This window comes from Noviherbaspirillum pedocola (assembly GCF_016632335.1).
GTDB lineage: Bacteria > Pseudomonadota > Gammaproteobacteria > Burkholderiales > Burkholderiaceae_D > Noviherbaspirillum_A > Noviherbaspirillum_A pedocola.
Genome location: NZ_JAEPBG010000003.1, coordinates 484,081 through 510,537, shown reverse-complemented (window position 1 = coordinate 510,537; position 26,457 = coordinate 484,081). Strand labels below are relative to the sequence as shown.

At 63.5% G+C, this 26,457-nt stretch carries 19 protein-coding genes and 1 riboswitch; of the genes, 3 read left to right on the top strand and 16 right to left on the bottom strand.

The window, feature by feature from the left end; genetic code table 11:
• Window positions 1–129 precede the first annotated feature (129 nt).
• From JJB74_RS10720 to JJB74_RS10690, 7 genes are all read right to left on the bottom strand, one after another.
• Entirely contained in the window at window positions 130–2,832 is a 2,703-nt protein-coding gene (locus JJB74_RS10720) for a protein kinase domain-containing protein (RefSeq protein ID WP_200591835.1), read from the bottom strand.
• 281 nt (window positions 2,833–3,113) lie between these two features.
• Window positions 3,114–3,710: a BPSL1445 family SYLF domain-containing lipoprotein gene (locus JJB74_RS10715; RefSeq protein WP_200591834.1), complete on the bottom strand. Its 597-nt coding sequence runs from the start codon at window positions 3,708–3,710 to the stop codon at window positions 3,114–3,116.
• 167 nt (window positions 3,711–3,877) lie between these two features.
• Window positions 3,878–5,164 carry a cytochrome c gene (locus JJB74_RS10710; protein WP_200591833.1) on the bottom strand — a complete coding sequence of 429 codons (1,287 nt, stop codon included), beginning with the start codon at window positions 5,162–5,164 and terminating at the stop codon, window positions 3,878–3,880.
• 4 nt (window positions 5,165–5,168) lie between these two features.
• The gene (locus JJB74_RS10705) at window positions 5,169–5,903 is read right to left on the bottom strand and encodes a c-type cytochrome (RefSeq protein WP_407672314.1); all 735 of its coding nucleotides are present in this window, start codon (window positions 5,901–5,903) and stop codon (window positions 5,169–5,171) included.
• A gap of 144 nt (window positions 5,904–6,047) precedes the next feature.
• Window positions 6,048–6,446: a tautomerase family protein gene (locus JJB74_RS10700; RefSeq protein WP_200591832.1), complete on the bottom strand. Its 399-nt coding sequence runs from the start codon at window positions 6,444–6,446 to the stop codon at window positions 6,048–6,050.
• Window positions 6,447–6,492: 46 nt separating this feature from the next.
• Window positions 6,493–6,909, bottom strand: coding sequence for a MarR family winged helix-turn-helix transcriptional regulator (locus JJB74_RS10695; RefSeq protein ID WP_200591831.1), 417 nt, complete (start codon window positions 6,907–6,909; stop codon window positions 6,493–6,495).
• A gap of 309 nt (window positions 6,910–7,218) precedes the next feature.
• On the bottom strand, window positions 7,219–7,521 hold the full coding sequence (locus JJB74_RS10690; protein ID WP_200591830.1) for a DUF4148 domain-containing protein: 303 nt from the start codon (window positions 7,519–7,521) through the stop codon (window positions 7,219–7,221).
• A 624-nt stretch (window positions 7,522–8,145) separates the two neighbouring features.
• Window positions 8,146–8,241: riboswitch (cyclic di-GMP riboswitch) on the top strand.
• Between the two features lie 129 nt (window positions 8,242–8,370).
• Between JJB74_RS10690 and JJB74_RS10685 the strand changes: the two genes are divergently transcribed.
• Complete coding sequence (locus tag JJB74_RS10685; protein ID WP_234484086.1) at window positions 8,371–10,176, top strand: S8 family serine peptidase; 1,806 nt, start codon at window positions 8,371–8,373, stop codon at window positions 10,174–10,176.
• Window positions 10,177–10,365: 189 nt separating this feature from the next.
• Here JJB74_RS10685 and JJB74_RS10680 read toward each other — a convergent pair whose 3' ends face one another.
• From JJB74_RS10680 to JJB74_RS10650, 7 genes are all read right to left on the bottom strand, one after another.
• Window positions 10,366–11,721, bottom strand: a complete 1,356-nt coding sequence (locus JJB74_RS10680) for a HipA domain-containing protein (RefSeq protein ID WP_200591829.1) — start codon at window positions 11,719–11,721, stop codon at window positions 10,366–10,368.
• Window positions 11,718–12,023 (bottom strand): helix-turn-helix domain-containing protein, encoded by a 306-nt coding sequence (locus tag JJB74_RS10675; protein WP_200591828.1) that lies wholly within the window; start codon window positions 12,021–12,023, stop codon window positions 11,718–11,720. The genes JJB74_RS10680 and JJB74_RS10675 overlap by 4 nt, the downstream gene beginning before the upstream one ends.
• Before the next feature lie 307 nt (window positions 12,024–12,330).
• Window positions 12,331–13,068, bottom strand: coding sequence for an SDR family NAD(P)-dependent oxidoreductase (locus tag JJB74_RS10670; protein ID WP_200591827.1), 738 nt, complete (start codon window positions 13,066–13,068; stop codon window positions 12,331–12,333).
• 83 nt (window positions 13,069–13,151) lie between these two features.
• Window positions 13,152–14,456: an MFS transporter gene (locus JJB74_RS10665; protein WP_200591826.1), complete on the bottom strand. Its 1,305-nt coding sequence runs from the start codon at window positions 14,454–14,456 to the stop codon at window positions 13,152–13,154.
• A gap of 265 nt (window positions 14,457–14,721) precedes the next feature.
• The gene (locus JJB74_RS10660) at window positions 14,722–15,249 is read right to left on the bottom strand and encodes a 2,4'-dihydroxyacetophenone dioxygenase family protein (protein ID WP_200591825.1); all 528 of its coding nucleotides are present in this window, start codon (window positions 15,247–15,249) and stop codon (window positions 14,722–14,724) included.
• A gap of 54 nt (window positions 15,250–15,303) precedes the next feature.
• Complete coding sequence (locus JJB74_RS10655) at window positions 15,304–16,461, bottom strand: ABC transporter substrate-binding protein (protein ID WP_200591918.1); 1,158 nt, start codon at window positions 16,459–16,461, stop codon at window positions 15,304–15,306.
• A gap of 160 nt (window positions 16,462–16,621) precedes the next feature.
• Window positions 16,622–17,761, bottom strand: coding sequence for an iron-containing alcohol dehydrogenase (locus JJB74_RS10650; protein ID WP_200591824.1), 1,140 nt, complete (start codon window positions 17,759–17,761; stop codon window positions 16,622–16,624).
• Between the two features lie 179 nt (window positions 17,762–17,940).
• Between JJB74_RS10650 and JJB74_RS10645 the strand changes: the two genes are divergently transcribed.
• Window positions 17,941–18,873, top strand: coding sequence for a LysR family transcriptional regulator (locus JJB74_RS10645; RefSeq protein WP_200591823.1), 933 nt, complete (start codon window positions 17,941–17,943; stop codon window positions 18,871–18,873).
• A gap of 197 nt (window positions 18,874–19,070) precedes the next feature.
• Here the strand turns inward: JJB74_RS10645 and ahpF are convergent, their stop codons facing one another.
• Together ahpF and JJB74_RS10635 are read right to left on the bottom strand one after the other, a co-directional pair.
• Window positions 19,071–20,657: an alkyl hydroperoxide reductase subunit F gene (gene ahpF / locus JJB74_RS10640; RefSeq protein WP_200591822.1), complete on the bottom strand. Its 1,587-nt coding sequence runs from the start codon at window positions 20,655–20,657 to the stop codon at window positions 19,071–19,073.
• Between the two features lie 319 nt (window positions 20,658–20,976).
• Window positions 20,977–24,531: an EAL domain-containing protein gene (locus JJB74_RS10635; protein ID WP_200591821.1), complete on the bottom strand. Its 3,555-nt coding sequence runs from the start codon at window positions 24,529–24,531 to the stop codon at window positions 20,977–20,979.
• Between the two features lie 454 nt (window positions 24,532–24,985).
• Here JJB74_RS10635 and JJB74_RS10630 point away from each other — a divergent pair, with 454 nt between their 5' ends.
• Window positions 24,986–26,446: a GGDEF domain-containing protein gene (locus JJB74_RS10630; RefSeq protein ID WP_200591820.1), complete on the top strand. Its 1,461-nt coding sequence runs from the start codon at window positions 24,986–24,988 to the stop codon at window positions 26,444–26,446.
• Window positions 26,447–26,457 lie beyond the last annotated feature (11 nt).

The following is a 26,457-nucleotide window of genomic DNA, read 5'->3' as shown; positions in this document are numbered from 1 at the left end:
GGCGCGGCCGTGGAGCAAAGCCGCGCATTCTCCCGGAAAAGCGGCGCGCGTGCCAGCCGCATGCAGCGCGGCACACGACCGGACCGCACGATGGCATCGTTTCAGCGCCGATGCCGCGTCAATGCAGACTTACTTGAGGAAAGGATCTTCAGCGTCGGAAGCGCTGGAGACACCCGATCCGCCCGCACCGGCGCTGGAAGCGCCGCTGACCGCGCCGACCCGGTCATGCGCGGCGACGACCATGCGGCCATTCGCCGTCTTCACGCCATTGCGGAATTCCCCTTCCCAGACATCGCCATTGGCCCAGGTATAACGGCCCTGGCCATCGCTCTGGCCCATGCGCCAGGTGCCGGTATAGGTGTCGCCATTGGCGAAGCGGTTGGTGCCGCGCCCGTTCGGCAAGCCATCGCGCACTTCGCCGGTATAGCGGTTGCCATTGGCGAAATGGATGCTGCCGACGCCGTTCGGCGCGCCGTTGCGCATGTCGCCTTCATAGCGGTTGCCATTCGGGAACTGGACGCTGCCGCGGCCGTTCGGCAACCCGCCGGCAAAGTCGCCGCGATAGCGCTGGCCGTTGGCCCAGACGAATTCGCCGCGGCCTTCCTTGACGCCGCGAACCAGCGTGCCTTCGAAGCGGTCGCCGTTGTCCCAGACGATGCGGCCGCGGCCGGACACGGCGCCGGTGGCCGGGTCCGGCGTGAAGTCGCCGGTCATGGTCTGGCCGCGCAGCCGTATCGTTTTCCCATCCACCGTCGCGGTTTCAGCCGGCTGCTGCGCCGGCGCTACCGTCACTGGCGCAGCTTCGGGCGGCCGGGCCAGTGCGATCCGGTCCGGGACCCGCGAGGCCTGCGCGGAGCGGGTCGGCGCGGCTTCGCGCACCGGTGGGGCCTCGCGTGACTCGCGTGTCTCCGCGGCCTGCGTCTGCGGCGCGCGCGTCGCGCTTTCTGACCGGGGCGCTCCCTGCGCGGTTCGGGCGGCTTCGGCCTGGCGCTGCTCCCAGCGCAGCCGCGCCAGAATCACGCGCGCGGTCGGCGCATGGCTGCTGTCGGGATAGGCGGCGAGGAAGGAGTCATAGGCGCCGGGCGTGTCGATGCTCTGCGCCGACAGCCAGGCGGTTTCTTCGCGTTGCTGCTCGGCGCGCTGCGCGGCGTTTGCGGCGGCTGATGCGCGCGTTTGCGGCGCTGCGGCCGGCTGTGTCCGGATTTCGGCCGGCAGACCAAGCGCCAGCCGCGGCGTGCCAGACTCGGACGGTGCGGTCGCGGTGCTCGCTGTACTCGGCGCACCGGATGCACTTTGTGCACTTTGTGCACTTGGTGCACTTGGTGCACCAAGTGCGGTTGCGGATGCGGTCGCAGTGGCGGACGGCGCGACGGGGGCGGAAGCCGTAGCTGCTGCAGAAGGTGTCGCTGGTGAAGAAGGCGCTGCTGCAGAAGAGGGTGCGGCTGCGGAAGCCGCCGGTGCCGTGCTGGCGCTGGCGCCGCCAGCAGCGTTCGCGTTCTGCGCGCTCTGCCCGGCGGAGGGCGTGTCCGCATGACTGACGACGACTGCCGGGGTGGACCTGGTGGCGCCACCGTCGCCGGACGGCAGGCTGCGGAAGCCCGCATACAGCGCCGCGGCGATCAGCACCACGAATGCCGTCTCGGGTATGCGCCGCCTCGATTTGCGCGACGCCACAGCGCGCCCGCTCGGTGCGCGCGCCTCGCCGATGACAGTGGCGCCGCCGGCACTGTGGGCCAGCGGCGTATCGGCTGCAATCGTGGTGCTCGCTTGACCGGCGAACATGCCGCCCGCAGCTGCGGCGGCCGTGACGGGTGCTTCCGGCATTTGCGGCGCCTGCAGCGTTTGCGGGCCGAAGGCTGTCGTTGCATCGACGCGGCGCTCGGTGTGCGGCGCGGTCGGCGCGGTCGGCGTGTGAGGCATCGGCGCATGCCCGACAGCGCGCGCTGTGACGCCGATAATGCCGAAAGCGCTGCGCAGCGCACCCGCCGTTGCGGTGCGTTCCTGCGGCATCAGCGCCAGCGCTGCGTCCAGCGCAGCAAGAAAAGGCTCGCTGTAGCGGCCAGCGCCGATCTCGCGCAAGGGCAGCATCGCATCGCGCTCGCTGCGGGTTTCGGCGTCCGGCGGCGGCATGCCGTAGATCAGGTTGTAGGCGACGGCAGCCGTGGCGTACACATCGGTCCAGGGCCCCGGCTTCAAACCGGGAATGACTTCGTATTGCTCCAGCGCCGCGAAGCCGGGTTGCAGCATCGCCGTCGGCGTGAGCGCCAGGTCGGCCAGGGTTTTGCTCGCCGCACCGAGATCGAGCAGCACGCCGCGTCCGTCGGGACGCAGCAGGATCGTCGCCGGCGCGACGCCTCCATGCACGCGGCCTTCGCTGTGCAGCAGCTCCAGCGCGTCGAGTGGATCGGCCAGCAGTCGCGTGATGTCCGCTTCCTCCCGGCCGACGCGTCCCATGTCCAGCGCCGCGCGCAGCGTCGAGCCCTCATGAAACGGCATGGCCATGTACGCGGTGCCATTCGCTTCCCAGAAGCGGTACACCTTCATCAGGGCCGGATGCTCCAGGCGCGCAAGCAGGCGCGCTTCATCGATGAAGCCGCGCAGGCCGATGGCAAACAATTCCTCGTCGCGCTCGGAGGCGAGCGACACGCTGCCATCGGCATCGCGCAACGCGAAGCTGGCGGGAAAGTATTCCCGCAACATGACGTCGCGGTCGAGGATATGGTCGCGCGAGCGGTACAGGATGCCGAAGTCGCCTTCGGCGAGGATGTCGAGGATTTCAAATTCCGCCAGCCGCGCGCGCGTCGGCAGCGGTTCCAGCTTGGCTTGCCGCATGGGCTTCTCTTGGGGTCAGGGCCGGGCGGATCGGAAAGCGTGGCGCTGATGCGCGGATGGGCCCGGCGTTTCCATGTTGTCGAATAGATGGCGCGAGGATACCGCGCGCTGTGTCGCCATGCAGGAAAAACAAAACAAAGCTTGCGCCGAGCCTAATTCGGCGACGAAAAAGCTTCCACAGGGAAATCACCAGGCCCGGTGCATACCCGACAAGCAAGCCGTTTAACAAGGCGCGCATGGGGGCGAATGCGGCATGCAGCGCGCCGCACCGGGCCGTGGTTTTACATTTGCAGGCGCGTGATCTTCGTGCCTTCCAGCGACAGATCGGCCATCAGGCCGGTATTGGTCATCACGAAGGCAGCGACCGGGCCCCTGGCGGTGGTGGCATCGATCATGCCGTTGGCGCCGACTTTGATCACCGCCACCGAGGCATCCGCACCCACCGACCAGCCATTCGAAGCGCGGAATTTTTCCAGCGAGTCCGGCGTGAGGAACAGGAAAATGATGGCTTTCGACTGCGCGCCGACCTGCAGGCCCACCGAGATCGAGGCGATGTTGTAATAGCCGCTCGAGGCGCCGCGCACCCGCAGCGCGCCTTCGCCGTACTGGCCGCCGACTACCAGCCCGGCGTTGATCACCGACGGGAACACCAGGATGCCGTTGGCCTTGGCCGCGACTTCGCGCGCGCCCGGCACTTCGCGATACAGCCGTTCGAGCGTATCCGAGACCCGGTTATCGAGCTCGCGCCGACGGCGCTGCGGATCACTGTTTTTGTCGGTGTTGGTCGTGGTCGTGCTGGCGGTGGTCGAGCAGGCGCCAACCAGCAGCGAGGCAGCTGCCACGCCAACGGTTTGCAGGATGAAATCGCGTCTTTGCATAGTGTTCCTCCGCAAAGTGAAAGAAGAGGGCCAGCGCATGGCCGCGCCGGTACGTTCCCATACACACTTTGGACAGCACTAAATTTTTTAGCTCCGCATTTCGCGCTGCAAATCCGTCGCGCCTTTGATCATGCGCATCGATTGCTCATCCATGCAGATGCCGGGCTTCATTCGAGCGGCGCGCCGCGCCAGCGGCCGGCATCGTCGGGCGTGACGATGCCGCCATGATTGCCCCAGCTATTGCGGATGTAGCTGACCACTGCGGCCACGTCTTCGTCGCTGAACGCGGCGGAAAAAGGCGGCATGCCGTAGGGGCGCGGATTGCCGGCGGTCGATGGCGCGAAGCCGCCATTCAATACCATGCGAATCGCATTTACCGGCGAACCCGGCGCCAGCGAGAGGCTGCCGGCCAGCGGCGGATAGGCAAACGCCGCGCCGCGGCCATCGGCGCCGTGGCAGGCCACGCAATGGTTTTCATACAGTTTCGCGCCGGCCTTGAGCACCGTATCGGCGCCTGCAGGCAGCGAACCGGGCGTCGGCGCCGCATCGGCGTCGCCGGGCAGCGACTTCAGGTACACCACCATCGCTTCGATATCGTTCTGCGGCAAATGCTGCAGGCTCGATGCCACCACTTCGGCCATCGGCCCGAATACCGCGCCGCGCGCGGACACACCGGTTTTCAGCTGCGCGGTCAAATCCTGCGTGGACCAGTTGCCCAGGCCAGTTGCATCGCCGGTCAGCGCGGGCGCATACCAGTTCAGCATCGGAATCATGCCGCCGGCCAGGTCGCCGTGTTCGGCCGTGCCGCCGAGGAAGCTGCGCCCGGTATGGCAGGCGCCGCAATGGCCGATGCCCTGCACCAGATAGGCGCCGCGGTTCCATTGCGCATCCCTGCCGGGCTGCTGCTGATAGACGCCGGGCCGGAAGTACAGCGCGCGCCAGTAGGCGAGCAGCCAGCGCTGGCTGTACGGAAAACGCAGCGCATGCTCGCGGTTGGCCTGATGCGCCGCCGGTACGCTCTTCAGATAGGCATACAGCGCATCGGCGTCCTCACGGCTGAGCTTGGTGAAGTTCGGATAGGGAAATGCCGGATACAGGAAGCTGCCATCCTTCGATTTGCCGTTGTGCAGCGCCCGCCAGAAATCTTCCGCGCTCCAGCGGCCGATGCCGGTGGCTTCGTCCGGCGTGATGTTGGATGCATAGATGTCACCGAAGGGCGTCGGTATCGCCCTGCCGCCGGCATAGGCAGCGCCGCCGCGCGCGGTGTGGCAGGCCGCGCAATTGCCAGCGCGCGCGAGCCGGGCGCCACGCGCGAGCTGCGTGTCACGGTCCATCGGCGCGGCGGCGCGTGCGTCGCGCCCAGGTTCATGCCAGCTCTGCAAGGCGAGTACCGCCGCAAGGAACAGGACGAGGAGCAGGAGGGCTGCGAGAACGACGCGGAACGAGCGCTTCATCGCTTCACCGCTCTGCAAGGGCTGCGCTACCGCAGCGCAGTGGCAGCGGCGTAGCGGACGGCGGCTCCGGGCGCATGTCCTGCGGAACCGGCTGCACCGCAAGCCAGGCCGACACCGCGGCCACATCGCGCGCATCCAGACGCTGGCTGATCTGCGCCATGCAGTCCGGCGCGGCGGCATGGCGCGCGCCATTGCGCCAGGCGCCGAACTGCGCGTTCAGGTAGTCGCGCGGCAATCCGACCAGGCTGGGTATCGCCGGCAACCTGCCGGTGAGCGACTGGCCATGGCAGGCAACGCAGGCCGGGATATCGCGCGCGGCATCGCCGTTCACCACCAGCGAGCGGCCGCGCGCCAGCGCTTCAGGCGTGGCATCCGCGGCGGCGGCGGGAGGATACGGCAAATGCAGGCCGGCGAAGTATTCGGCCAGTTCGCGCAGATAGGCATCCGACAGGTGGGCGACCATGTAAGTCATCATCGGATACTGCCTGCGGCCTTCGCGGAAGTTGACGAGCTGGTTGTACAGATAGCCGGCGGGCTTGCCGGCGATACGCGGAAAGAAGCCTTCGCGGGTCGCGCGCCCCTCCTTGCCATGGCAGGCGGCGCAGGCCAGCGCGCGCTGGGCGATGGTGTCGGGCACCTCGCCGGCGTGCGCGGCCGGCAAGGCGCCCGCAAGCGCGGCGAGCGCCACGAACCCTGGCGCCAGCCAGGCAAGGACATCGCGAGAGCGCTTCATGGTCATGGATGCTCGACAGAATCGTTATGAAAAATGGAAGGTTACCGGCAGAGCACCGCGACGGCAACCGAGGCGCATGACGCGCCCTTCGATAACGGTTCTACCATAAGACATGAGGCCATAAGGCGCTGGTGCATGCCTGCATCATGCTCATGAGGCCGGGTGGTGATAGCGATATTCCTGGGTATATCCGCCGTAGCCATAGGACGCGGCCCGCACGTCCTGGACATGGATATAGCTTTCCTCGTGCAGGTTGCCGAGGATGCGGCCGAAGCCGTCAAAGGCTTCCCTGATATAGCGGGCCTTCTCATCCTTGGTATTGGTTTCGTCCGTGATCTTGATATCGAAGTAGAAGCTGCTCTTCTGCTGTTCGCTGAGAGACAGGCCGCCGACGATCCAATCGTCCGGGTCGACGTAATCGATGGCAATCGACGTCACCTCCCGCTTCTTCTTCAGTATCCGCGTGGTCAGATCGAGCAACAGCTCGGCGATTTGCGACGTCAGCTCGGCGGACTTGTTCGCGCTTACCTTCACGTTCAGGATGGGCATTTCGGACTCCTTTTAGTTAGTGATGCAACTACTTGTGTAAAAAAATTCACTCCAGCGAGGATCGAATATTTTTCATTCGGGAGACAGCGTCGTCGAACTGGGCCTGTCCCAGTTCTTTCTTCAGGCGTTTCGTGACCGCCGCGCTGGCGGCATTGAGACTGTCTTTCATGTTCTGCGCCGATGCGGTCGGATGGATCGCGTATTCCCTGCCATCGGATTCGGTGGAACGGCGCTCGACCAATCCCAGTCTCTGCAAGCCATCCAGCGTGCGCGTGGCGGTCGGGCGCGAAATGGTGAGTTCCCGCGCCAGTTCGTTTTGCAGCAGCGCGGGCTTCGCGAGCACGACGCGCAGCATGAAAGCCTGGGAAGGCGTCAGGCCGAGCGGCTTGAATGCCCTGGTCCATTCGCGTTCAACCAGGCGGGCAAGGGCAGTGGTGTTGAAGTAAAGGCAGTGATCAAACATGCGCTCACCTTAGCTGAATCCAGTTAGCAATGCAACTATATTGGGAGTGCTCCCATGGCGCGAGCGTGCGTTCGACGTCTCGCCTGACAACATTTTGCCTGTTTCCGCCCACCGGAGCGCCATAAAAAAAGCCCGCCATGCTCGGCGGGCTTAATCCATCCTCATGGGAGGTTGAGGAGGAGGAGACGGTTCTGATGCTAAACGCGATCCGGCCTGCAGCCTATCGGCGTAACTCCGAAAACCGCGTCGGTGCATGTCTGGCACGGTGTCGGAATCCGAGCGACGCAGGCGACTCCGCTCGGCAGCGAATCAGCCGAAGTAGAGGCTGTTGACCGGCGACTGGCTGCGCTGCTGCTTGGTAGCCTTGGCCTGCTCGATCTTCACGTCGCCGCGTGCTTTCTCGCTCTTCGCATAGACCGCGTCCTGGCCATCATGCTGGCGCATCGCCGTCACGCCTTCGCGCTGTGCCTGCACCAGATCCTGGCGCACTTCGGCGCGGGTCAGGTTGGAATGAAAGCCGGCGTCCGGAGCGACGAACTCGGTTTGCTGGGCAAAAGCGCCGGTCGAAGCGGCAAGCATGGCGGCGGCGGCAAGAATGGTTTTGATGTTCATGGTGTTCTCCAAGTTGGGTATCAGTGTGTTTTCGGGCTCGGCGGTCTGACTTGTCCGTCGGGTCCTGCCTCGCTGAATCGCACTGCGTTCTTGTGTGTTCATCGATGAAGCACAGTCTACTCACCGCCACCATGACAATAAACGGCGTCAGAGCGAATGGTCCGTTGCGTCGTCAGGAACAATCTTCGGACGCGTCGTCCATGCCTTTGTACAGAGGCCGTAGTCGGGATGACCTCGCATGCTCGCCGGGTCATGTGCTGCATGCCTGGACGTTTGTTCGCGGCGACGAGCGCAGTCGGCGTCAGCATTACTGAGGGCCGTGCGTTTGCTCGACGAGACAGAGCCATCCGCAACGATCCGCCAAATTTTCAGGAGATGGCCGTAATGCATTGATGATTGCCGCTGCTCAAGGCCACGTGACTGCAGTGCGCAAGTCCCGAAGCTGCTCCACCCTACAGCAGCTGGCCGAGATGCGAGGGTATGGGTTCAGGCCAAAAAGATGCGCGAAGCCAGCGGCGCGACCATCCCGGCTCCCCGCCGCCGTTGCAACCGTCCCGCATCAATATTTTCCTCGTAGAAATTACTTGCGCACGGGAAATTATTTCCCTACACTAACTTCGCAACACTGAAACAGGGCAAATCCCGCGAAAGCGGGAGACGCAAAGTCATCGGTCTACCGGGTCAGGCAATGCCTGACCCCACGACGGCAGGACTGCCAGATGTCGCATCGCCGCGTATGCCGTACGCGCGGAAAGGGAAAGAAGGTCCGCCGAAAACAGAGTGCGGCGGTCCGCTTCCTGCGCGTCTTGAAGCAGTTCTGTTTAAAACCACTTTTAAACAGAACCCAAAATGAAAAAGCAAAATCGTTCCTTCGCCGCCAAGGCTTCGCTGCTGAACAAGCTTGCCATCCCCGCCATGATCGGCATGCTGGGTGGCGTTTATCTGGCGCCTGCTCAAGCCGCGCAGCCGTCCTCCAATGACTTTGCCCGTGGTCGCATCCTGGTGATGCCGCGCGCCGGCCTGCCGGCACAGGCGCTGGCCAACATCCTGTCCGGCGTGCACGGCAAGGGCCGCAAGGTCGGTCAGAGCGACCTGCATGTGGTCGATCTCCCGGCAGGCCTGTCCGAAGCCGACGCCGTGGCGCAGCTGAAGCAGAACCCGCATATCCAGTTCGCCGAACTCGATCGCAAGATCCGGGTGAACTTCACGCCGAACGACCCGTATCTGGGCAGCGAATGGCATCTGGCCAAGGTCAATGCCGCTGCCGCATGGGATGGCAGCAAGGGCGCGGGCGTGACCATCGCGATTCTCGATTCCGGCGTTGACGGCAGCCATCCGGACCTGGTGCCGAACCTGGTCGCCGGCTACAACAGCTACGACAACAACACCAATACCGCCGACGCCTGCGGCCACGGCACCGCCGTGGCAGGCACGGCAGCCGCAGCGATGAACAATGGCGCGGGCGTGGCTGGCATTGCCGGCGCGGCCAAGATCATGCCGGTGCGCGTGGCGTATTTCGATACCAGTTACAACGAGTGCTATGCGTACTACAGCACCGTGGCCAATGGCCTGACCTGGGCTGCCGACCATGGCGCGAAGATTGCCAACATCAGCTATGGCGGCGTGGCCAGCAGCTCGGCGATCACCAGCGCCGCGCAATACATGAAGAGCAAGGGCGGCCTGGTGTTCGTCTCGGCCGGCAACAATGGCACCCAGGACAGCACGGCGCCGAATGCGTCGATGATCGTGGTTTCCGCCAGCGACCAGAACGACAACCTGTACAGCTGGTCGACCTACGGCAGCTTCGTCACGCTGGCAGCGCCCGGCGACGTGTGGACCACTTCCAACGGCGGCGGCTACCAGGAATGGATGGGCACTTCCTTCTCCAGCCCGCTGGCGGCAGGCGTTGGCGCGCTGGTGATGGCGGCCAATCCGTCGCTGACCCCGGACTCGATCCAGAACATCCTGCAGTCGACCGCACTTGACCTCGGCGCAGCGGGCAAGGACATCTACTTCGGCTATGGCCGCGTCGATGCCGCCGGCGCGGTGCAGGCAGCGCTGTCGTCGAAGACGACCGTGGACAGCACTGCGCCGACCGCATCGATCACGGCGCCGACCGCAGGCAGCACCGTTTCCGGCGTTGCGCCGGTGAGCGTGAGCGCGCTGGACAACGTCGGCGTGGCCAGCGTGCAGCTGTCGGTGAACGGCACTGTGGTAGCGACGTCGACGACCGCGCCGTTCTCGTTCAGCTGGGACACGACCGGTGTGACCAACGGCTCGGCCACGCTGGTGGCAACCGCGTATGACGCAGCGGGCAATGCCGGCGCATCGGCCGCGGTGACGGTGAACGTGGCCAATGCCAGCACGCTGGTGGTCAAGGACACCACGCCGCCGGCGGTCGCGATCGTCAACCCGGTGCCGGGACAGGTCAGCGGTACGGTGTCCATCAACACCAATGCCAGCGACAACAATGGCTCGGCCGGCATCACGCAGCAGATCTATGTCGATGGCGCGCTGAAGGCCAAGGGCACTGGCGCCACGCTGTCCTACAGCCTGAACACGCGCAAGCTGGCCATCGGTACGCATACGATCCAGGCAGTGGCGAAGGACGCAGCAGGCAATACGTCGTCGAATACGATCCAGATCACGCGCTGATCCGGGAGGGTTGACAGGCGACGGCCCGCGCAATGCGCGGGCCGTTTTCGTTTGCGTGATGGCGCGGGCTGAAAGTCGTCGCGCATCAGTGAAAGACGTCTGTTCCAGCACCGGAACCGGACGACGGCTGTGCGTGAAGACTGGCGGCGATCGCCATCGGAGATAGGTTTGCGGCGGCTTGCGACAGCTTCAGAACAGGGCTTGGTCCACTTTTGAAATGAGCGGAGCTACCCGCATGGCTTCCGCCGCCTGACGCGCGACGACGTCCTGAACGCGCAACAACATGCCGCGTTCCGCGCCCTCGCTCTCAAGCTCCCGCACCAGCCCGGGGAGCGCATCCAGACAAGCTTTTCCCATCCGACGTAGTTCGCTGGCCACCAGTCGCGGCACAAGAGCGTTTTCGTGCGCCATCTGGGCCCAGTCGTAGGCGCTGATCTTGAGTGGATCAAAATTGTCACCAACTGCCATGGCCAGCGTGGTCTGGAGCTGATCGCCGGCATGGGCCAACGCGCAAACCAGATCGTAGGCTGGCGCGATGCTCAGCCCGCCGCCCTCGCAAAAAAAGCTCATGTTCTTGGCGTGCGCATCGGTGTTGCCGATCAGTATCTGGAAGATGGTCCAACGCAGGAACTGCAGCTTCGAAACACCGGGCGCCAGCGTTATCGTCTTGTCGTCAAGCAGGGTGAGGAATCGCTTGAGCGACGCCCCGTCGCGTACATTCTGCACCTCGACGCCGTCACCATACGGACGTTCATATTTGAAGTCGACCGGCAAGCCCAGGGCCTGGCAGCCATCGATGCAGTGGATCCGCCGGACGAAGATGGCGCCGTCCGCCGTCGGCATCAACTTGCGGTCGAACCGCTCGATAAGCAACACCGGCTCCGGAACCTGCTTGAGGTAGACCTTCGCAACAGGCAGCCTGAGCGACGCAGCCAGGCGCATGCACAGGAATTCATTCGTGGTCATGCCAGCCATGAAATCTGCAATGGGCTCGGGTTTGAGGATCAGGGTGGACGCCAGGCGAGGGTCTTCGACCAGGAACCACTGGCCATCTTTCTCATAGACTGCCAGTTTGTCCTGGTAGCCGGCAATGGACAGGCGAACCTTGCCATCCCAGACAGAAAACGGCATCTGCGGCCGCGCTCGAATCCGCTGGGAGAGCTCGCCATCGGTGAGTGGGCGTGACGGCTGTCCCAACTGGTGAGGATCTTCGTCGGGCAGCGTAAACATCAATGCGCCGGCAGTCTCCCGACCCAGCACATGCAAAAGGCCCATCACGCTGGTCCTGGAGACCTTGTTGGCGCCGGCCGCATCGTCCAGCGCCTTCCCCTCCGGTAGAAGGTTCTGGAAAAACTGCCGCACTACCGCACTATGCTGGTCGGCGTTTTGATTCGGGTCGGACGTGAGCGGCAGTGTCGGCCCCAGCGCAAAGGCGCCGCGTCGGCCGATCCAGTCCGGTTCGTAATCGAACGCGAACCGACTCAGGGCACCGTCGTACGACAGCAAGCCTACACGCTGTCCTTGAACCCACACGACGAGTTTCATTCCCCGCTCCCGCTGGAGGTGGCACCCCGGATCTGACTGCGCACGACCTCACGCTGGGCTGCCGGCGCGACAAACAGGCTGACACCGAGCGCATCGGCGATTTGCAGGATCTTGCCGATGCTGACGCCGGGGCGGCCAGCTTCGACGTCGACCAGGGTTTGTATTGACACATGGGCCACCAGGGCCGCGTCCGACACGGTTACCCGCGCTTGGGTACGCGCGGCGCGTACCGCCTTTGCAATGACTTCGACTGAGCTTACGAAGGGATCTGCAGGGAAAGCAGTAGGTTGAACCGTTTTCATGCGGCACTCATAGATTCTGCAATAGCAGAATCATGCTCTGGTATATCAACTAATGCAAATAAAATTCTGCTATAGAAGAATGATATGCCTGAGGGACTTTGAAGCAGCTAAAAATTCTACCTTGGTAGAAGTTTTCCGACATGTCCAGCGTCTCACCGCCGGCAAGTTTTACCGTTATCGAGGGCATGCATACCAAGCGCGCCGGAAGTCGTTACGAAAGTGCGAGTGACATTAGCGGGCGATCCCGACCATTGCATGCACTCCATGGGCCCTTGGCCAGGTAAGCCGGGCCCGACAGCACGCTTGCTTATGCCACCAGATATCCGCCATCGACAGGAACGACCGCGCCGGTCATGAATGACGCAGCCGGTGTGCACAGGAATGCCGCCACCTGCGCGACATCTTCCGGCTGCCCCCATCGTCCCAGGGGCGTGCGCTCGAGCAGGCTGCGGGAACGCTGCTCATCATCCTGCAGCGCCTGCGTCAGGGGCGTGGCGATCCAGCCCGGAGCGACGGCGTTGACCCGTATGCCTTCCGCCGCATAGGCGAGCGCGAGTGACTTCGTCAATTGCGCAATGCCTCCTTTGCTGGCGCTATAGCCGGGCACTAACCCGCCGCCGAAGAAGCTCAGCATGGACGCAAGATTGACGATGCAGCCGCCGCGCTGCGCCAGCAATGGCCGCGCCGCGGCGCAAACGCGCATCGTGCCGGTCAGGTTCACGGCAAGCACCTGCTCGAACACCTCCACCTCGTGCTCGGCGCCGCGCCGGATGATGCCTGCCGCATTGATGACGATATCCAGGGTCTCGATATCTCCGAACAGCGTCTCCACGCTGTCCGGCCGGCTGACGTCAAGCTGCTTCATCACCACCTTGCCGTCATCGGTGGCTTCCGGCATGCCCGACTCGCCTGCCGGCAACAGGCCGGCGGCGATCACGCTTGCTCCCATGGCGGCAAGCTGGCGCGCGATCGCGGCGCCTATGCCTTGCGTTCCTCCTGTAACGAGCGCCGATTTTCCATCAAGGATATTTGCTGCGAATGTCATGGCGGATTCTCAAGTGACTACACGAATCGGTGTGTGATGCCGCGCCGGCGCGGCCGGCACGGCTTTCCCTGGGTGCACAGGCATCAGGCGATGGCCGCCGAGCCGACGGTCGACGGCTTGCTCTCGACCGGAGCCTTGACCACGAACATGTAGACCAGCGCCGCGACAAAGGCCACGCCCGCGCTGATCAGCAAGGCATTCACGAAGGAATGCGTCTGGTCGACCACGACACCGGTGATCACCGGCGCGAGCGAGCCGCCGAGATAGCCGCCGAAGTTCTGCATGCTGCCAAGAGAGGCAACCATGTGCCGGGGTATCGCCACGCTGACCAGCGCCCAGGCGCCGCCGCTGGCCATGTTCACGAATGCCATCGCGGCCGAGATATAGACCACCGCCATCACGGTGCTCGGGGTGTACGCGGCCGGGATGGTAAATGCTGCGGCGCCGAGCAGGCCGACGCAGATCGGCCACTTGCGGCTCTTCATCGGTTCCATGCCGCGCCGCATCAGCCAGTCCGCGATATAGCCGCTGCTGAGCATGCCGAGCGTGCCGAAGATGTAGGGAATCGATACCACCCAGCCGGTGCGGGCGATGCTCAGGTGCCGCTCATGCTCGAGGTAGGCAGGCAGCCAGGTGAGATAGAGCCACACCATGTAGATCACGCCCATGAAGCCGAACAGCATGCCCCAGGTGGTACGGTGCCGGAACAGGCCTTTCCATTCATTGAAGCTCATCTTCGATGCGCCGGCCTCGGCATTGTCGCCATCCGCAAGATAGAGCAGTTCGGAAGGCGTGAGCTCGACTTCATTGCGGTTGCGGTAGAACGCATACCAGCCGAGCGCCACGGCGATGCCGCACACACCCATGATGATGAACATCATGCGCCATCCAAAGGACAGCATCAGCACCGTCAGGATCGGCGGGGCGAGGGCAGGGCCGATGGTGGAAGAGGCGACGAAGATGCCGGTGGGCCCGCCGCGTTCGCGCAGCGCAAACCATTCGCTGACCACCTTGGCCCCCGCGGGAAACTGCGGCGCTTCGCCCAGGCCGAGGAACACCCGCGCCACCAGGAACTGCTGCAGCGAGTTCACCAGGCCCCCTGCGAGCTGCGCGACCGACCAGGCCAGCATGCCCAGCCCCAGCATGGCGCGCGCGCCGAACTTGTCGAGCAAGGCGCCGATCGGCAACTGGGAAAACGCGTAGGCGAGCGAGAACGCCGAGAGCAGCATGCCCATCTGCGCCGCATTCAGGCCAAGCTCCTGGCTGATGGAATGGTTGGCGATGGAAAGCGTGCTGCGATCGAGATAGTTGATGATCCCGGCGAGCATCAGAAACACCAATGCCAACCACTGTATCTTCCTGAGCTTTGCGCTCTTCTGCTGTGTCATTCCTGTCTCCTGATTATCGTGTGCTGTCATGCAACTGTCTGGCTGTGAGCCGCAGCCAGACAGTTGCAACAGGGGGCGCGCCTGGCGCATGGTCCTGCACGGGTGCGGGTGCCGCATGTGCGGGAACCGGGGCGCAGCCACATGCGGATTTCGCGACGTCATCGGCTTGACCAAGCCTTCTCATGAGGCTCTTGCGCAAGGCCTTGTGTGCGCGACGTGATGCCAGCCATGCTGACATCAGCGCATAGCCAGCTGCCGTGTCTTGCTACCGGATGAACTGTGTGATGAAGTCCGCACCGAGTCCGACCTGCTCGTAGTGCTTGCGGCACATCTCGATCTTGGTGAACACATCTTCATATCCCTGCCCGTTGCCGTAAGGGTCGACGTAGTACATCACGCCGGTGACGGTGAAGTAGGTGATCATTTCCTCGACGTCTTCGGGGACATACAGCGTATGGGTCTCGCCCGGCGGCTCGTAGACGTAGCTGCCCTCCTGCGCGGTCCAATCGTGTTCGAGATAGCGCCAGCGTCCCTTCAGCACGAAGCCATGCACCGGGGCGGGATGGCGATGGCGGCTCAGCACGCCGGCCTTGCGCACGCGCAGCAAATTGGTCCAGTAGCCCTGGGACGCATTCAGGCACAGTGGCCGGAACCACACGTTCTCGGCCTGCGGCACCCACAGACGCTCGTCGGTGGGGATCGCTGATTCGACGACGATTTCCTTCTGCGCTTCAGCGGGGAAGGGCAGCTGATAAGGCATCATCCTCGGGTCCGCGGTTTTTTCAGATGACATGCTTGTCTCCGTTTCGGGTGTCGTTCGCGACGCTTTGCAAAGCCTGGGCCGCGCTCACTTCCAGAGCGCGCACTTCGACTCGGCCTTGGTCATGTAGGCCTGCTCGCCGGGAATGGTCTCCACCAGCTTGTAATAGTCCCAGGGACGCTTCGACTCGGAAGGGGACTTCACCTGCATCAGATACATGTCATGCACCATGCGGCCATCCGGACGCACGACGCCGTTCTTGGTGAAGAAGTCGTTGATCCTGTTGGACCGCAGATGGCTCATGATCTTGTCGCTATCGGTACCGCCGGTTGCCTTCACCGCATTCAGATACTGCGTGGTCGCCGAGGCATCCGCCGCCTGGAACATGGACGGCATCTTCTTCATCTTTTCGAAATACCGGTTTGCCCACTTGCGCGAATCATCGTTCAGGTCCCAGTACCAACCATCGGTCAGGTACATGCCCTGGGTCATCGGCAGGCCGAGTGAATGGATGTCGTTGATGAACACCAGCAGGGCGGCGAGCTTCATCGATTTGTCGATGCCGAACTCATGCGCGGCCTTGATCGCGTTGACGACATCGCTGCCTGCATCTGCCAGTCCCAGAACCTGCGCCTTGGAAGCCTGGGCCTGCAGCAGGAAGGACGAGAAGTCGGAAGCCGACAGCGGGTGCTTGACGCTGCCCAGCACCTTGCCGCCGTTCGCGATGACGACATCGGTCGTGTCCTTTTCCAGCGAAGTGCCGAAGGCGTAATCAACGGTAAGGAAATACCAGGTCTTGCCGCCGCTCTTGGTCAGGGCCGCGCCGGTGCCGCGTGCAAGCGCGGCCGTGTCATAGGCGTACTGGACGGTATAGGGATTGCACTCTTCGTTGGTCAGGCGCGTGGTGCCGGAGCCGGTGGAGATGAATACCTTCTTCTTGTCGGCTGCCACCTTGGCCATGGCCAGGTTCGCCGCGGAATTCGAGCCGCCGATCAGCATGTCGACGCCTTCCTTGTCGAACCACTCACGCGCCCGGCTGGCGGCGATATCGGCCTTGTTCTGATGGTCCACCGTGACGAGCTCGATGCGCTTGCCGTTGACCGTGCCGCCAAAATCCGCGATCGCCATCCTGATCGCTTCGACGCCGCCGGGGCCGTCGAAGTCCGCATACGGGCCGGACATGTCGGTGATGAATCCTATCTTTACGACATCTCCGGCTGCGCTGGCAGGACCGCAAGCCAGCATTGCGGCAGCAAATGCGCCGGCCAGCGCAGTGGATCGTGCAATGGTTTTCAAAATCTTGTCTCCTTTGGCAAAGCCAATATTGTTGTTGTCCCGGCTGCGCAGCATGCGTGGCCGGGCAGATCATGGGCGACGTGGGTCTTCCCGCATCAGGATGAAGGGATCACATCGACTGCTCGAGCATGCGCAGGTAATCCTGCTCGGAGGCGATGCGCGGATTGGTCTGATGGCTGTGGTCGGCCAGCGCGCCCTGGATGATCTTCGGGAACATGTCGGCAGTCACGCCTATCTCTCCGAGCCCGGTTGGCAGGCCCAGGCGCTGCGTCATGTCCCTGATCGCCGGTCCGATTTGCGCCGGATCGTTCAAACCCATGACCTGGGCGATGCGCGGCAGCTTTCCTTCGTTCCGCATCGTTTCGGCATCCGTGTTGAACGCGATCACTGCCGGCAGGAAGATGGCATTCAGCGTGCCGTGATGCAGGCGCGGGTTATAACCGCCCAGGGAATGGCTGAGGCTGTGGACGCATCCGAGGCCCTTCTGGAAAGCCAGGGCGCCCTGCATGGAAGCGCTCATCATGTTCAGCCTGGCTTCGCGGTTGCCGGGCTCCGTGGTGGCTCTCTCGATCCATGACCATGCCCGCCACAGGCCGTCCAGCGCGATGCCGTCAGCCGGCGGATTGAAGGCTGGAGACATGAAGGTTTCCAGGCAGTGGGCAATCGCGTCCATGCCGGTGGCCGCCGTCATCAGCGCGGGCAGGCCCATGGTCAGTTCAGGGTCGCATATGGCTGCCTTGGGCACGACATGCGGCGACAGGATGCCGACCTTGCGGCCGTCATCGAGGATCAGTATCGCCCCGCGTCCGACTTCGCTGCCGGTCCCGGCGGTGGTCGGGACCGCGATCACCGGCGCGGTGGCCGAAGTGATGCGGGCGACGCCGCCCTCGATCGCAGCAAAGGTCTTCAGCGCTCCGGTGTGCGTGGCATATACCGCAACGCCTTTGGCCAGGTCGATTGACGAGCCGCCGCCCACGGCGATGATGCCGTCGTAGGCGCCTTCGCGGTACATGTCCGCTGCCGCGCGCACTGCGGCTTCATTCGGGTTGGAGGGTGTGCGGTCAAATACGGCAACGGCCGAAGCGTCATTCAGGCATGCCGTGATGCGGTCGATGATGCCGGCAGCGCGCACCCCCGCATCGGTCACGATCATGGGCCGGCGTATGCCGACGCGATCGCATTCCTGCTGCAACTGCTGGATGACGCCGAAGCCGAACTGGATTTGGGTAATGTAATTAATGATGGCCATGGGGATGACTGACAGTTATAGATGCCCCCACCGGTCTCCACGACATGCCGATTCCGATAGGCTTACACCCGTTATTCATCGATGCTGTTTGTAGTCTCGTGCGACAGGGGCACTTTAATTCAAAGCGCTATGCATTAAACTGACAACATTTCATACGGCTATAACTGCCTTTCATACCCATGCTTCCACCGCTGAGTTCCATGCTTTCCCGCCTGCGCCTGAAGCAGCTGCGGCTCCTGGTGGCGCTCGCCGACCACGGCTCGCTGCTGAGGGCTGCGGAACATGTCGGCCTGACGCAGCCGGGCGCCAGCAAATCCCTGCAGGAGATCGAATCGGCGCTTGGCACCGAACTGTTCCTGCGCACCAACCGCGGCCTGGAGCCGAACGACATCGGCCACTGCGTCATCCGCTATGCCCGCCTGATCGAAACCGATCTTGCGCATCTGCGCGAAGACATGCTGGGCATCCTGCAGGGCCATGGAGGTCGGCTGTCGGTGGGCGTCATCATGGGCGCTGTGCCCTTGCTCACGGAGGCGCTGTCACGGCTGCTGGAGAAGCGGCCGGCGCTGTCGGTGGAGATTGTCGAAGATACGAGCGGCCACTTGCTGACTCTGCTCGATGAAGGTCGGCTGGACCTGGCGATCTGCCGCACCAGCATCAGCCAGCGTCCCCATCTTTACGACAGCATCGATATCCATGACGAGCAGCTCGCCGTGGTCGCCAACGTCAAGCATCCGCTCGCTGGCAGGAAGCGGATCGCCTTGCCGGATCTGGCGAATTTTCGATGGGTGGTGTACTCGGCCAACATGCCGATGCGGCTGCTGCTGGAGCGTGAATTCCACGAGTCCGGCCTGCGCTTTCCGCTCTACCTGTTGGAGACGACGTCTGCCTTTACGACCTTGTCGCTGCTGCAGCGAAATCCTTCGATGGTGGCCTTGCTGTCGGTCGATGTCGCCCGCTTCTGCACCCGCTTCGGCATGACGACCATTCTTCCGCTGCAGCTGCAATCACGCAGCGAGCCTTACCAGCTGGTCAGCCGCAGCAACAGCGTGCTGTCGCCGGTGGCCAAGCTGTTTGTCGAGGAATTCCGGGCAGCGCCGGATGCGCGCTGATGATGGGGTGTGACCAGTAAACTCCATGCTTCTTCGATCACCACAGATGGACAACTGAAGGCCGCGCGGGTGACCGCCGTTCCACCACCGTAGTTCACGTCGTCGCTCGACGAAAAAAAGCCGGGACGAATCCCGGCAGAACTGGAAGCATGAAAGGAGGGCAGGCTGGCGCAACGCGAGCGCTGCGCGAGCCGGAATTACGCAGCCTGCAGCATCGGCGCCGATGCGCGGATCAGGTAATCGAAGGCTGACAGCGCCGCCTTCGAGCCTTCGCCCATGGCGATGATGATCTGCTTGTATGGCACGGTGGTGCAGTCGCCGGCGGCGAACACACCGGGCACCGACGTCGCGCCATGCGCATCCACGATGATTTCGCCGAAGCGGTTGCGCTCCACGCCGGAGCCGGCCAGCCAGTCGGTATTGGGCAACAGGCCGATCTGCACGAACACGCCTTCGAGCGGCACGCTCACGTCACGGCCGGCAGCCATGTCTTCATATACCAGGCCACTAACCTTGCCATCGGCGCCGGTGATTTCTTTCGTCTTTGCCCCGGTGACGACCGTGACATTGGGCAGTGAACGCAGCTTGGCCTGCAGCACCGCGTCGGCCTTGAGCTCGCGGCCGAACTCGATGAGGGTCACATGCGCCACGATGCCGGCCAGATCGATCGCCGCTTCCACGCCGGAATTGCCGCCGCCAACCACCGCCACGCGCTTGCCCTTGAACAGCGGACCATCGCAGTGCGGGCAATAGGCCACGCCCTTGTTCTTGTATTCCTGCTCGCCCGGCACATTCAATTCCCTCCAGCGCGCGCCGGTGGACAGGATCACGGTCCTGGCGCGCAGCGTGGCGCCGGATTCGAGCTCGATCTCGTGCAGCGGCTGCACGGCGGACGCGGGCGTGAGGCGCTTCGCGCGCTGCAGCTTCATCACGTCGACCGGGTAATCGGCGATATGGTTTTCCAGCGCAGCGGCAAGCTTCGGCCCTTCGGTTTCCTTCACCGAGATGAAGTTCTCGATGCCGAGCGTATCCATCACCTGGCCGCCAATGCGCTCGGCGACGATGCCGGTCGGAATACCCTTGCGCGCGGCATAGATCGATGCCGCCGAACCGGCCGGGCCGGCGCCGACGACCAGCACGTCGAAGGCATCCTTGGCCGAAATGGCCGCGGCATCGCGCTCGGCGGCGCCGGTGTCGACCTTGGCCAGGATTTCTTCCAGCGTCATGCGGCCGGAGCCGAAGAATTCGCCGTTCAGGAACACTTGCGGCACCGCCATGATTTGGCGCGTCGTCACTTCCTCCTGGAACATCGCGCCTTCGATCATCACGTGCTTCACCGCCGGATTGGTCGCGGCGATCAGGTTCAGCGCCTGCACCACGTCCGGGCAGTTGTGGCAGGACAGCGAGACAAAGGACTCGAACACCAGCGGACCGGTGAGGCCGCGGATCTGCTCGATGACCGCGGCTTCGACCTTGGCCGGGTAGCCGGAAGTCTGCAGCAGCGCCAGCACCAGCGAGGTGAATTCATGGCCCAGCGGCAGGCCGGCGAAGCGGATGCCGGTGTCGGCGCCGACCTGGCTGATCTGGAACGAGGGCACGCGCTCGCCGGCGGCGGGACCGGCATTGACGATGCGGATCTTCCCGCTCACCGAGGCAATGTCCTCGAGCAGCGAGCGCATCTTCCGGGCGTTCTCGGAATCGTCCAGGAACGCGCGCAGCTCGATCGGCTGCACCAGGCGTTCCATGTAGGTTTTCAGTTGGGCTTTGATGGCGGCTTCCAGCATGGTGTTCGCTCCTTGTTTGCGTTCGGTCTTCCGTGGCTTCATCGCCGAGGCCTGCGGAAGGCAGAGTAGGCTTGGCGCATCCCTGCATTTTCACTTAGTAAAAACGAATCACTTGGTGAATTTGCATTGACGTTCGCTATGGATTGCAGAATACCGATAGAAATTTACGAAGGCAATGCGTTTAGCCATCGTATTTTTCTATGATCTTCTTAGGAAGCGTACCTATTGCAATAAGGCACATTCAGCAGCAGGCCTTGATGCGTCACCGTGCGGCGGGCCGAGCCGCGCACGAGTTGCCGCCACTCGCAGACGGCGCAGCTCAGCCGACGACGCACAGCGGCGTGCGAACGGCCTTGGCCGCGGCGTCCTGCATCATGAGCGCAGCACAGTCGGCGGCTTCCATCGGCCGCGCGATCAGGTAGCCCTGGATCGCGTCGCAGTCCCATTGCGTGAGCACGTCGCGCTGTTCCTGCGTTTCCACGCCTTCGGCCACGACTGCCATGCCCAGGCTGTGGGCCAGCGCGATGATGGAGGAGGCGATCGCGGCGCTGTCATGGTCGGCCGGGATATCGCGTACGAAAGACTGGTCGATCTTGAGCACATCGACATCGAAACGCTTCAGATAACCGAGGCTTGAATAGCCGGTGCCAAAGTCGTCGATGCTGACCGATATGCCGAGCCGCTTGAGTTCACGCAGCTGCTCCACCACGTCTTCGGCGTCGCGCATGATGTCGGTCTCCGTGATTTCGATGCTGATCCACTCGGGCCGGCAGCGGGTCTGATCGAGGACGTCGGCGATGGTGTGCGCAAGGCGTTTCTCATGGAACTGCCGCGCCGACAGATTGACCGCGATATTCACCCCTTCGATGCCGGCATCGAACCATGCCCGCGCTTGCTGGCAAGCCTGGCGCAACACCCATTCGCTGATGGGAATGATCAGGCCGGTGGCTTCGGCGACCGGAATGAAGCGCGCCGGCGAAATGTCGCCATGTACCGGATGCTTCCAGCGCAGCAGCGCTTCCACGCCATGGATGCGGCTTGCGCGCAAATCGAGTTTGGGCTGGTACACCAGCCGCAGCTCCTCGTGCGCGACCGCGGTGCGCAGCCCATGCTCGAGCACCAGGCGGTCCTGCGTGAGCGCATTGAGTTCGCGGGTGAAGAAGCGATAGCCGCCAGCGGCTTTCTGTTCCTTTGCCTGGTACATCGCCGCATCGGCGGCGCGCAACAGATCATCCGGAGTGACGGCGTCGTCCGGATACATCGCAATGCCGATCGCCCCTGAAAGATAGAACTCTTTCTCCAGCATGCGGAACGGCGCCTTCAGCGCGGCCTGAATCTTTTCCGCTACTGCCGCCGCGGTGCCGGCGTTTTCGGCGTTTTCGATCAGCAGAATGTATTCATCGCCGCCCTGGCGCGACAGCAGATCCTTTTTGCGCAGGCAGGCGCTGATGCGCTCGGCCACGGCCTTGAGCAGTTCGTCGCCGACGTGATGGCCGAGACTATCGTTGATCACCTTGAAGCGGTTCAGATCGATGAACATCAGCGCCAGCTTTTCCCTGTGCCTGGAGGCGCGTTCGATGGCGCGTGCCAGCCTGTCGCTCATCATTGCCCGGTTTGGCAAGCCGGTCAGCACGTCGTGATGCGCGAGAAAGGCAAGGTCGTTTTCGCCCTGAACCCGGTCCAGCGCCGCGGCAAGGATGTTCGCCATGCCTTGCAGGAAGGATTCCTCGCCCGGGCCGAACTGCCGCGCCGTTCGGGAAAATGCCGCCAGGCTACCGTGACGGCAGCCGTTACTGCGCATGACCGCGCCCAGCGCCGAGCGCAAGCCCCGGCCCTCGAGCAGCGTTTCGAGTTCCAGTGCGGCATGCTCATTCAGATCGCCGATGTTCAGCGGCTGCGCCGTGTCGAACATCAGGCGCACGCAGGAAAGCCGTTCAGCCGCGATGACCTTCTCGTGCGGTGCAAGCAGGGTCCAGCCGCGCTGGGCCGCGACATGAAAAGCCCGCTCGCCATTGACCGCTTTATAGATCAGCGCATGCTCGATGCCCAGCGTATCGACAACGCAGCGCAGCGCTTCTTCGTAGATTTCGACCACGCTTCTGCCGGAAAGCGCATACAGTCCGAAGCCGGCCAGCGTGGTCTGCTGCCGCGCTTGCGCCGCTACGCTTTGCTCGGCCAGCACCAGCGAAGTGATGTCCTGCTGAATGCCAACGTAATGCGAAATGCCTTCCCTCTGATCGAAGACGGGCGCAATCTGCAAGCGGTTCCAGAAGGCGCTGCCGTCCTTGCGGTAGTTGCGCATCGTCACCTGGGTTGCGCGCCGCGACCGGATTGCCGCGCGCAACTCCGCCATGGTTGCCGGATCGGTATCCGGGCCCTGCAGCATCCGGCAGTTTCTGCCGATGATCTCGGCTTCGGCATAGCCGGTCATGCGCTCGAATTCCGGGTTCGCATAAATCACCGGATGATTTTTGTCCGATGCATCGGTGATGACGACGCCGGCGTTCACCGATTCGATGGCGCGCTTGTACAGTGCAAGCTGGCGCGTGGCGTGTACGGTCGCGGTGACTTCACGTACAAAGCCGGCCATGTAGGCCGGCTTGCCCCCTTCGTTCAAATGACATTGCCCCTGCGCATGCAGCCAGTGCGTCGAGCCATCGGGCCAGATTGCGCGGAATTGCAGATCATAAGTACTTCCGCGCTGTTTCGCGCGGTCGAGCTGCGTTGCCACGCGGCTGCGGTCGCGCGGATGCACATGATTGAGAAACAGCGCATAGGTCCAGTCGGACCTGCCATTCGGGTATCCAAAACAGCGGTCATGCCACAGCGAATGCTGTTGCACGCCGCTTGTGAAATCGAGGTGCCATTCGCCCATTTGCGCCGAGTCCAGCGCGGCGCGCAGGCGTTCGCGGTTGTTGCGCGCGACTTCCTCGGCTGCCTGCTTGCCGCGCAGCGCCTTTTCCCGTTCGGTTACGTCCACGGCCACCACCAGCCTGGCACTGGCATTGTTCAAGGCAATTGGCTTGACATCGATTTCCACGACGATGGGCGTCCCGTCCTTGCGCAGCAGTACCCGGTTGACGAAATGCTGGTGTGCGTCGACGGCATTCGCGTGCCGTGTGCGCTCCGCGACTTCTTCCGCCGGCCACAACTGGTGCAGCCTCATTTCCAGCAATTCCGCCCGGCTGTAGCCCAGGGCCCGGATCGCCGCAGCATTGGCTTCGAGTATGCGCAGCGATTGATGTTCGAATGCCCATATCGGCTCGGGATGCTCATCAAACAGTGAGCGATAGCGCGCTTCGCTGGCCGCGAGCGTCGCGGCCAGATCGCGCTTTTCGGCGGCGATGCGTTCCAGTTCCGCCTTGCGCATGCGCTGCCGCAACAGGTTGGCGGCCTGGCGCGCCAGCATGCGCAGCCCTTCCATCTGGCGCGGCGTGACGTCGCGCGGCTGCCGGTCAATGACGCAGACCGAGCCCATGACCATGCCGTTTTCGGCAATGAGCGGCGTGCCCGCATAGAAGCGCAGCCCATCGGCGCCGGCTACCAGCGGATTGCTCGCCAATACCGGATGCAGGCGGGTGTCGGGGACGATCACGTCGCCGCCGGAGCGCAGCACCAGGTCGCAAAAGGCCAGTTCGCGCGGCACTTCTCGCACCGCCATTCCGATCACTGCCTTGAACCACAGGCGGTCGCGATCGATCAGTGAGATCGCGCCGATCGGCGTGGCGCATGTCATGGCCGCCAGCTCGGCCAGATCATTGAATATCGCTTCCGAGGCGGAATCGAGGATGCCGTATCGGTGCAGCGTCGCAATTCGTGCGTCTTCGTCGGCCGGCGTGGCACTTGATGCAGCTGTAGCGATGGTCGTTGTCATGGCATGGGTAGTAGAGGATGCGCCGGCTGGGCGTGGGGCCGTCGCTATCCCGCGGCTGCCCTGTTACGCGCCGCGGTGAGCGCGTGGCGCTCCCGGTTTTAGTCGGACGATCGATATTTCGCATGCTACGCAAGATGCAATGATTGACTTACAGAAATTTACCCATTGACAGTCACCGGCAGATCTGCATCGTGCGGCGTTTCTGCATTCACCAATATATGTTGCTATATGACAAAGGTCGGCATGGCTGCAGTTTCCCTCTCGCCGAATGTCTTTGGCCCTGCGGCGCCACGCCTGCGATGCCTCTAGGAAAAACACCTATACGCCGTTGACGCACCGCTTCGTAAAATGGCGTCCACGCCGATTCCTCGCGTAGTGAGGGCAGTCTCAAGCAAAGGCATCTGCTGCGGCCCCGGCGTGCCGGCATCGATGGCCCTCTTTCCACCAACCAGACATGTCCAATATCGACTTCAAACCTGACGCGCTTGCGGCTACGGCCGAGACTGGCGACGCCATCTCGGCGCTGCAGCGGCTTGCCGAGCGCATGGCAAACACGAAGGGCGAGACGTCCTTGTTCGGGCAAAGACTCACGCAAGCGCTCAGGCGTGAGGACTGGGCGTTGGCCGAACGTACGCTGCTGGCCTACGTCGAAAGCGCCGAGGAAGTTGCAAACACGCGCATGGCGCCCCGCGCTGGCCCGGTAGAAGTCTTGTCCAAGGAAGAAAACGCATGGCGAAGCGTAGCGACGCGCCTGCTCGATGCCGGCGTTCCCGCGCTTCTGCCCGAAACGGATCCGCTGGCTGCAGCGCCTCGCCATGCCTTGCAGCAGGCGCGGCGTGCGCTTGGCCAGGGGAATACGGAAACGACGGCGAGCATCGATACGCTGGTTGCCCGCTGCGGCGCCTACGGCGTCTCCCAGTCGCGGCGACAATCGCTGATGGCCGAATTCCTGACCCATCTGCTCGGCAATGTCGCAGCGCTGACCGAGCATGAGTCCTGGGTGCAGGGACAGCTGGCGAGTGCGGAACTGCTGCTCAAAGGGGCATTGGCGGAAGAAGCGCTGGAATCGGCGATCGCCAATCTGAAAGACGTTGCCGCCAGGCAGGCCGAATTGAAAGCCGGCCGCGATGATGCGCGAGAAGCGTCGGAGCGCATGCTTGGGCGCTTCCTGTCCGATCTGGACGGCGCAGCCGCTTCGGCTCAGCAATACGACAACAGGATCGCGGGCTACGCCAGCCGGCTGAACGGCGCGATCACGCCGCAGCAGCTCGATACGCTGCTCGCCGAGCTACGCGGCGATACCGCTGCCTATGGCGAAACCACGCGGCATACGCGCGCGCAGATGGCCGAGGCGCAGGAGGCACTGCTGGAAGCCAAGCGCCGCATCAGCGCGCTCGAATCGAAGCTGGAGGAGATGAGCGAGCTGGCGCGCGAGGATCCGCTGACGCACAGCATGAACCGGCGCGGCATGATGGAAGCGCTGTGCCGGGAAATGGGCCGCGCGCGACGACATGAGACGCCGCTGTCGATTGCAATGATCGACATCGACAATTTCAAGCAGCTCAATGACAGCTTGGGCCACCGGGCCGGCGACGGCGCGCTGGTGCACTTGGTGGCCATCATCAAGAGCACGTTGCGCCAGATGGATGTGATCGCGCGTTTCGGCGGCGAGGAATTCCTGCTGCTGCTGCCGAATACGCGCCTCGAGGATGCGGTGAGCGCAGTCGCGCGCATCCAGCGCGAGCTCACGAAGTCCATCTTCATGTATGAACATCAGCGGGTGCTGGTGACCTTCAGCGCCGGCGCGGCGCTGGCGCAGGCCGGCGAGGGCGAGGAGAGCCTGATCCGCCGTGCCGATGCGGCGCTGTATGAAGCCAAGCGCCAGGGCAAGAATCGCGTGGTGGCGGCGGAATAAGCGTTCAGCCA

What these genes read in the sequence shown, in the direction of transcription:
- JJB74_RS10685 (WP_234484086.1), top strand. Translation starts at nt 8,371, where the DNA reads ATGAAAAAGCAAAATCGTTCCTTCGCCGCCAAGGCTTCGCTGCTGAAC.
- JJB74_RS10690 (WP_200591830.1), bottom strand. Translation starts at nt 7,521, where the DNA reads ATGAACATCAAAACCATTCTTGCCGCCGCCGCCATGCTTGCCGCTTCG.
- JJB74_RS10700 (WP_200591832.1), bottom strand. Translation starts at nt 6,446, where the DNA reads ATGCCCATCCTGAACGTGAAGGTAAGCGCGAACAAGTCCGCCGAGCTG.
- JJB74_RS10670 (WP_200591827.1), bottom strand. Translation starts at nt 13,068, where the DNA reads ATGACATTCGCAGCAAATATCCTTGATGGAAAATCGGCGCTCGTTACA.
- JJB74_RS10665 (WP_200591826.1), bottom strand. Translation starts at nt 14,456, where the DNA reads ATGACACAGCAGAAGAGCGCAAAGCTCAGGAAGATACAGTGGTTGGCA.
- JJB74_RS10635 (WP_200591821.1), bottom strand. Translation starts at nt 24,531, where the DNA reads ATGACAACGACCATCGCTACAGCTGCATCAAGTGCCACGCCGGCCGAC.
- JJB74_RS10660 (WP_200591825.1), bottom strand. Translation starts at nt 15,249, where the DNA reads ATGTCATCTGAAAAAACCGCGGACCCGAGGATGATGCCTTATCAGCTG.
- JJB74_RS10650 (WP_200591824.1), bottom strand. Translation starts at nt 17,761, where the DNA reads ATGGCCATCATTAATTACATTACCCAAATCCAGTTCGGCTTCGGCGTC.
- JJB74_RS10655 (WP_200591918.1), bottom strand. Translation starts at nt 16,461, where the DNA reads ATGCTGGCTTGCGGTCCTGCCAGCGCAGCCGGAGATGTCGTAAAGATA.
- JJB74_RS10680 (WP_200591829.1), bottom strand. Translation starts at nt 11,721, where the DNA reads ATGAAACTCGTCGTGTGGGTTCAAGGACAGCGTGTAGGCTTGCTGTCG.
- JJB74_RS10645 (WP_200591823.1), top strand. Translation starts at nt 17,941, where the DNA reads ATGCTTCCACCGCTGAGTTCCATGCTTTCCCGCCTGCGCCTGAAGCAG.
- ahpF (WP_200591822.1), bottom strand. Translation starts at nt 20,657, where the DNA reads ATGCTGGAAGCCGCCATCAAAGCCCAACTGAAAACCTACATGGAACGC.
- JJB74_RS10710 (WP_200591833.1), bottom strand. Translation starts at nt 5,164, where the DNA reads ATGAAGCGCTCGTTCCGCGTCGTTCTCGCAGCCCTCCTGCTCCTCGTC.
- JJB74_RS10630 (WP_200591820.1), top strand. Translation starts at nt 24,986, where the DNA reads ATGTCCAATATCGACTTCAAACCTGACGCGCTTGCGGCTACGGCCGAG.
- JJB74_RS10715 (WP_200591834.1), bottom strand. Translation starts at nt 3,710, where the DNA reads ATGCAAAGACGCGATTTCATCCTGCAAACCGTTGGCGTGGCAGCTGCC.
- JJB74_RS10675 (WP_200591828.1), bottom strand. Translation starts at nt 12,023, where the DNA reads ATGAAAACGGTTCAACCTACTGCTTTCCCTGCAGATCCCTTCGTAAGC.
- JJB74_RS10695 (WP_200591831.1), bottom strand. Translation starts at nt 6,909, where the DNA reads ATGTTTGATCACTGCCTTTACTTCAACACCACTGCCCTTGCCCGCCTG.
- JJB74_RS10705 (WP_407672314.1), bottom strand. Translation starts at nt 5,903, where the DNA reads ATGACCATGAAGCGCTCTCGCGATGTCCTTGCCTGGCTGGCGCCAGGG.
- JJB74_RS10720 (WP_200591835.1), bottom strand. Translation starts at nt 2,832, where the DNA reads ATGCGGCAAGCCAAGCTGGAACCGCTGCCGACGCGCGCGCGGCTGGCG.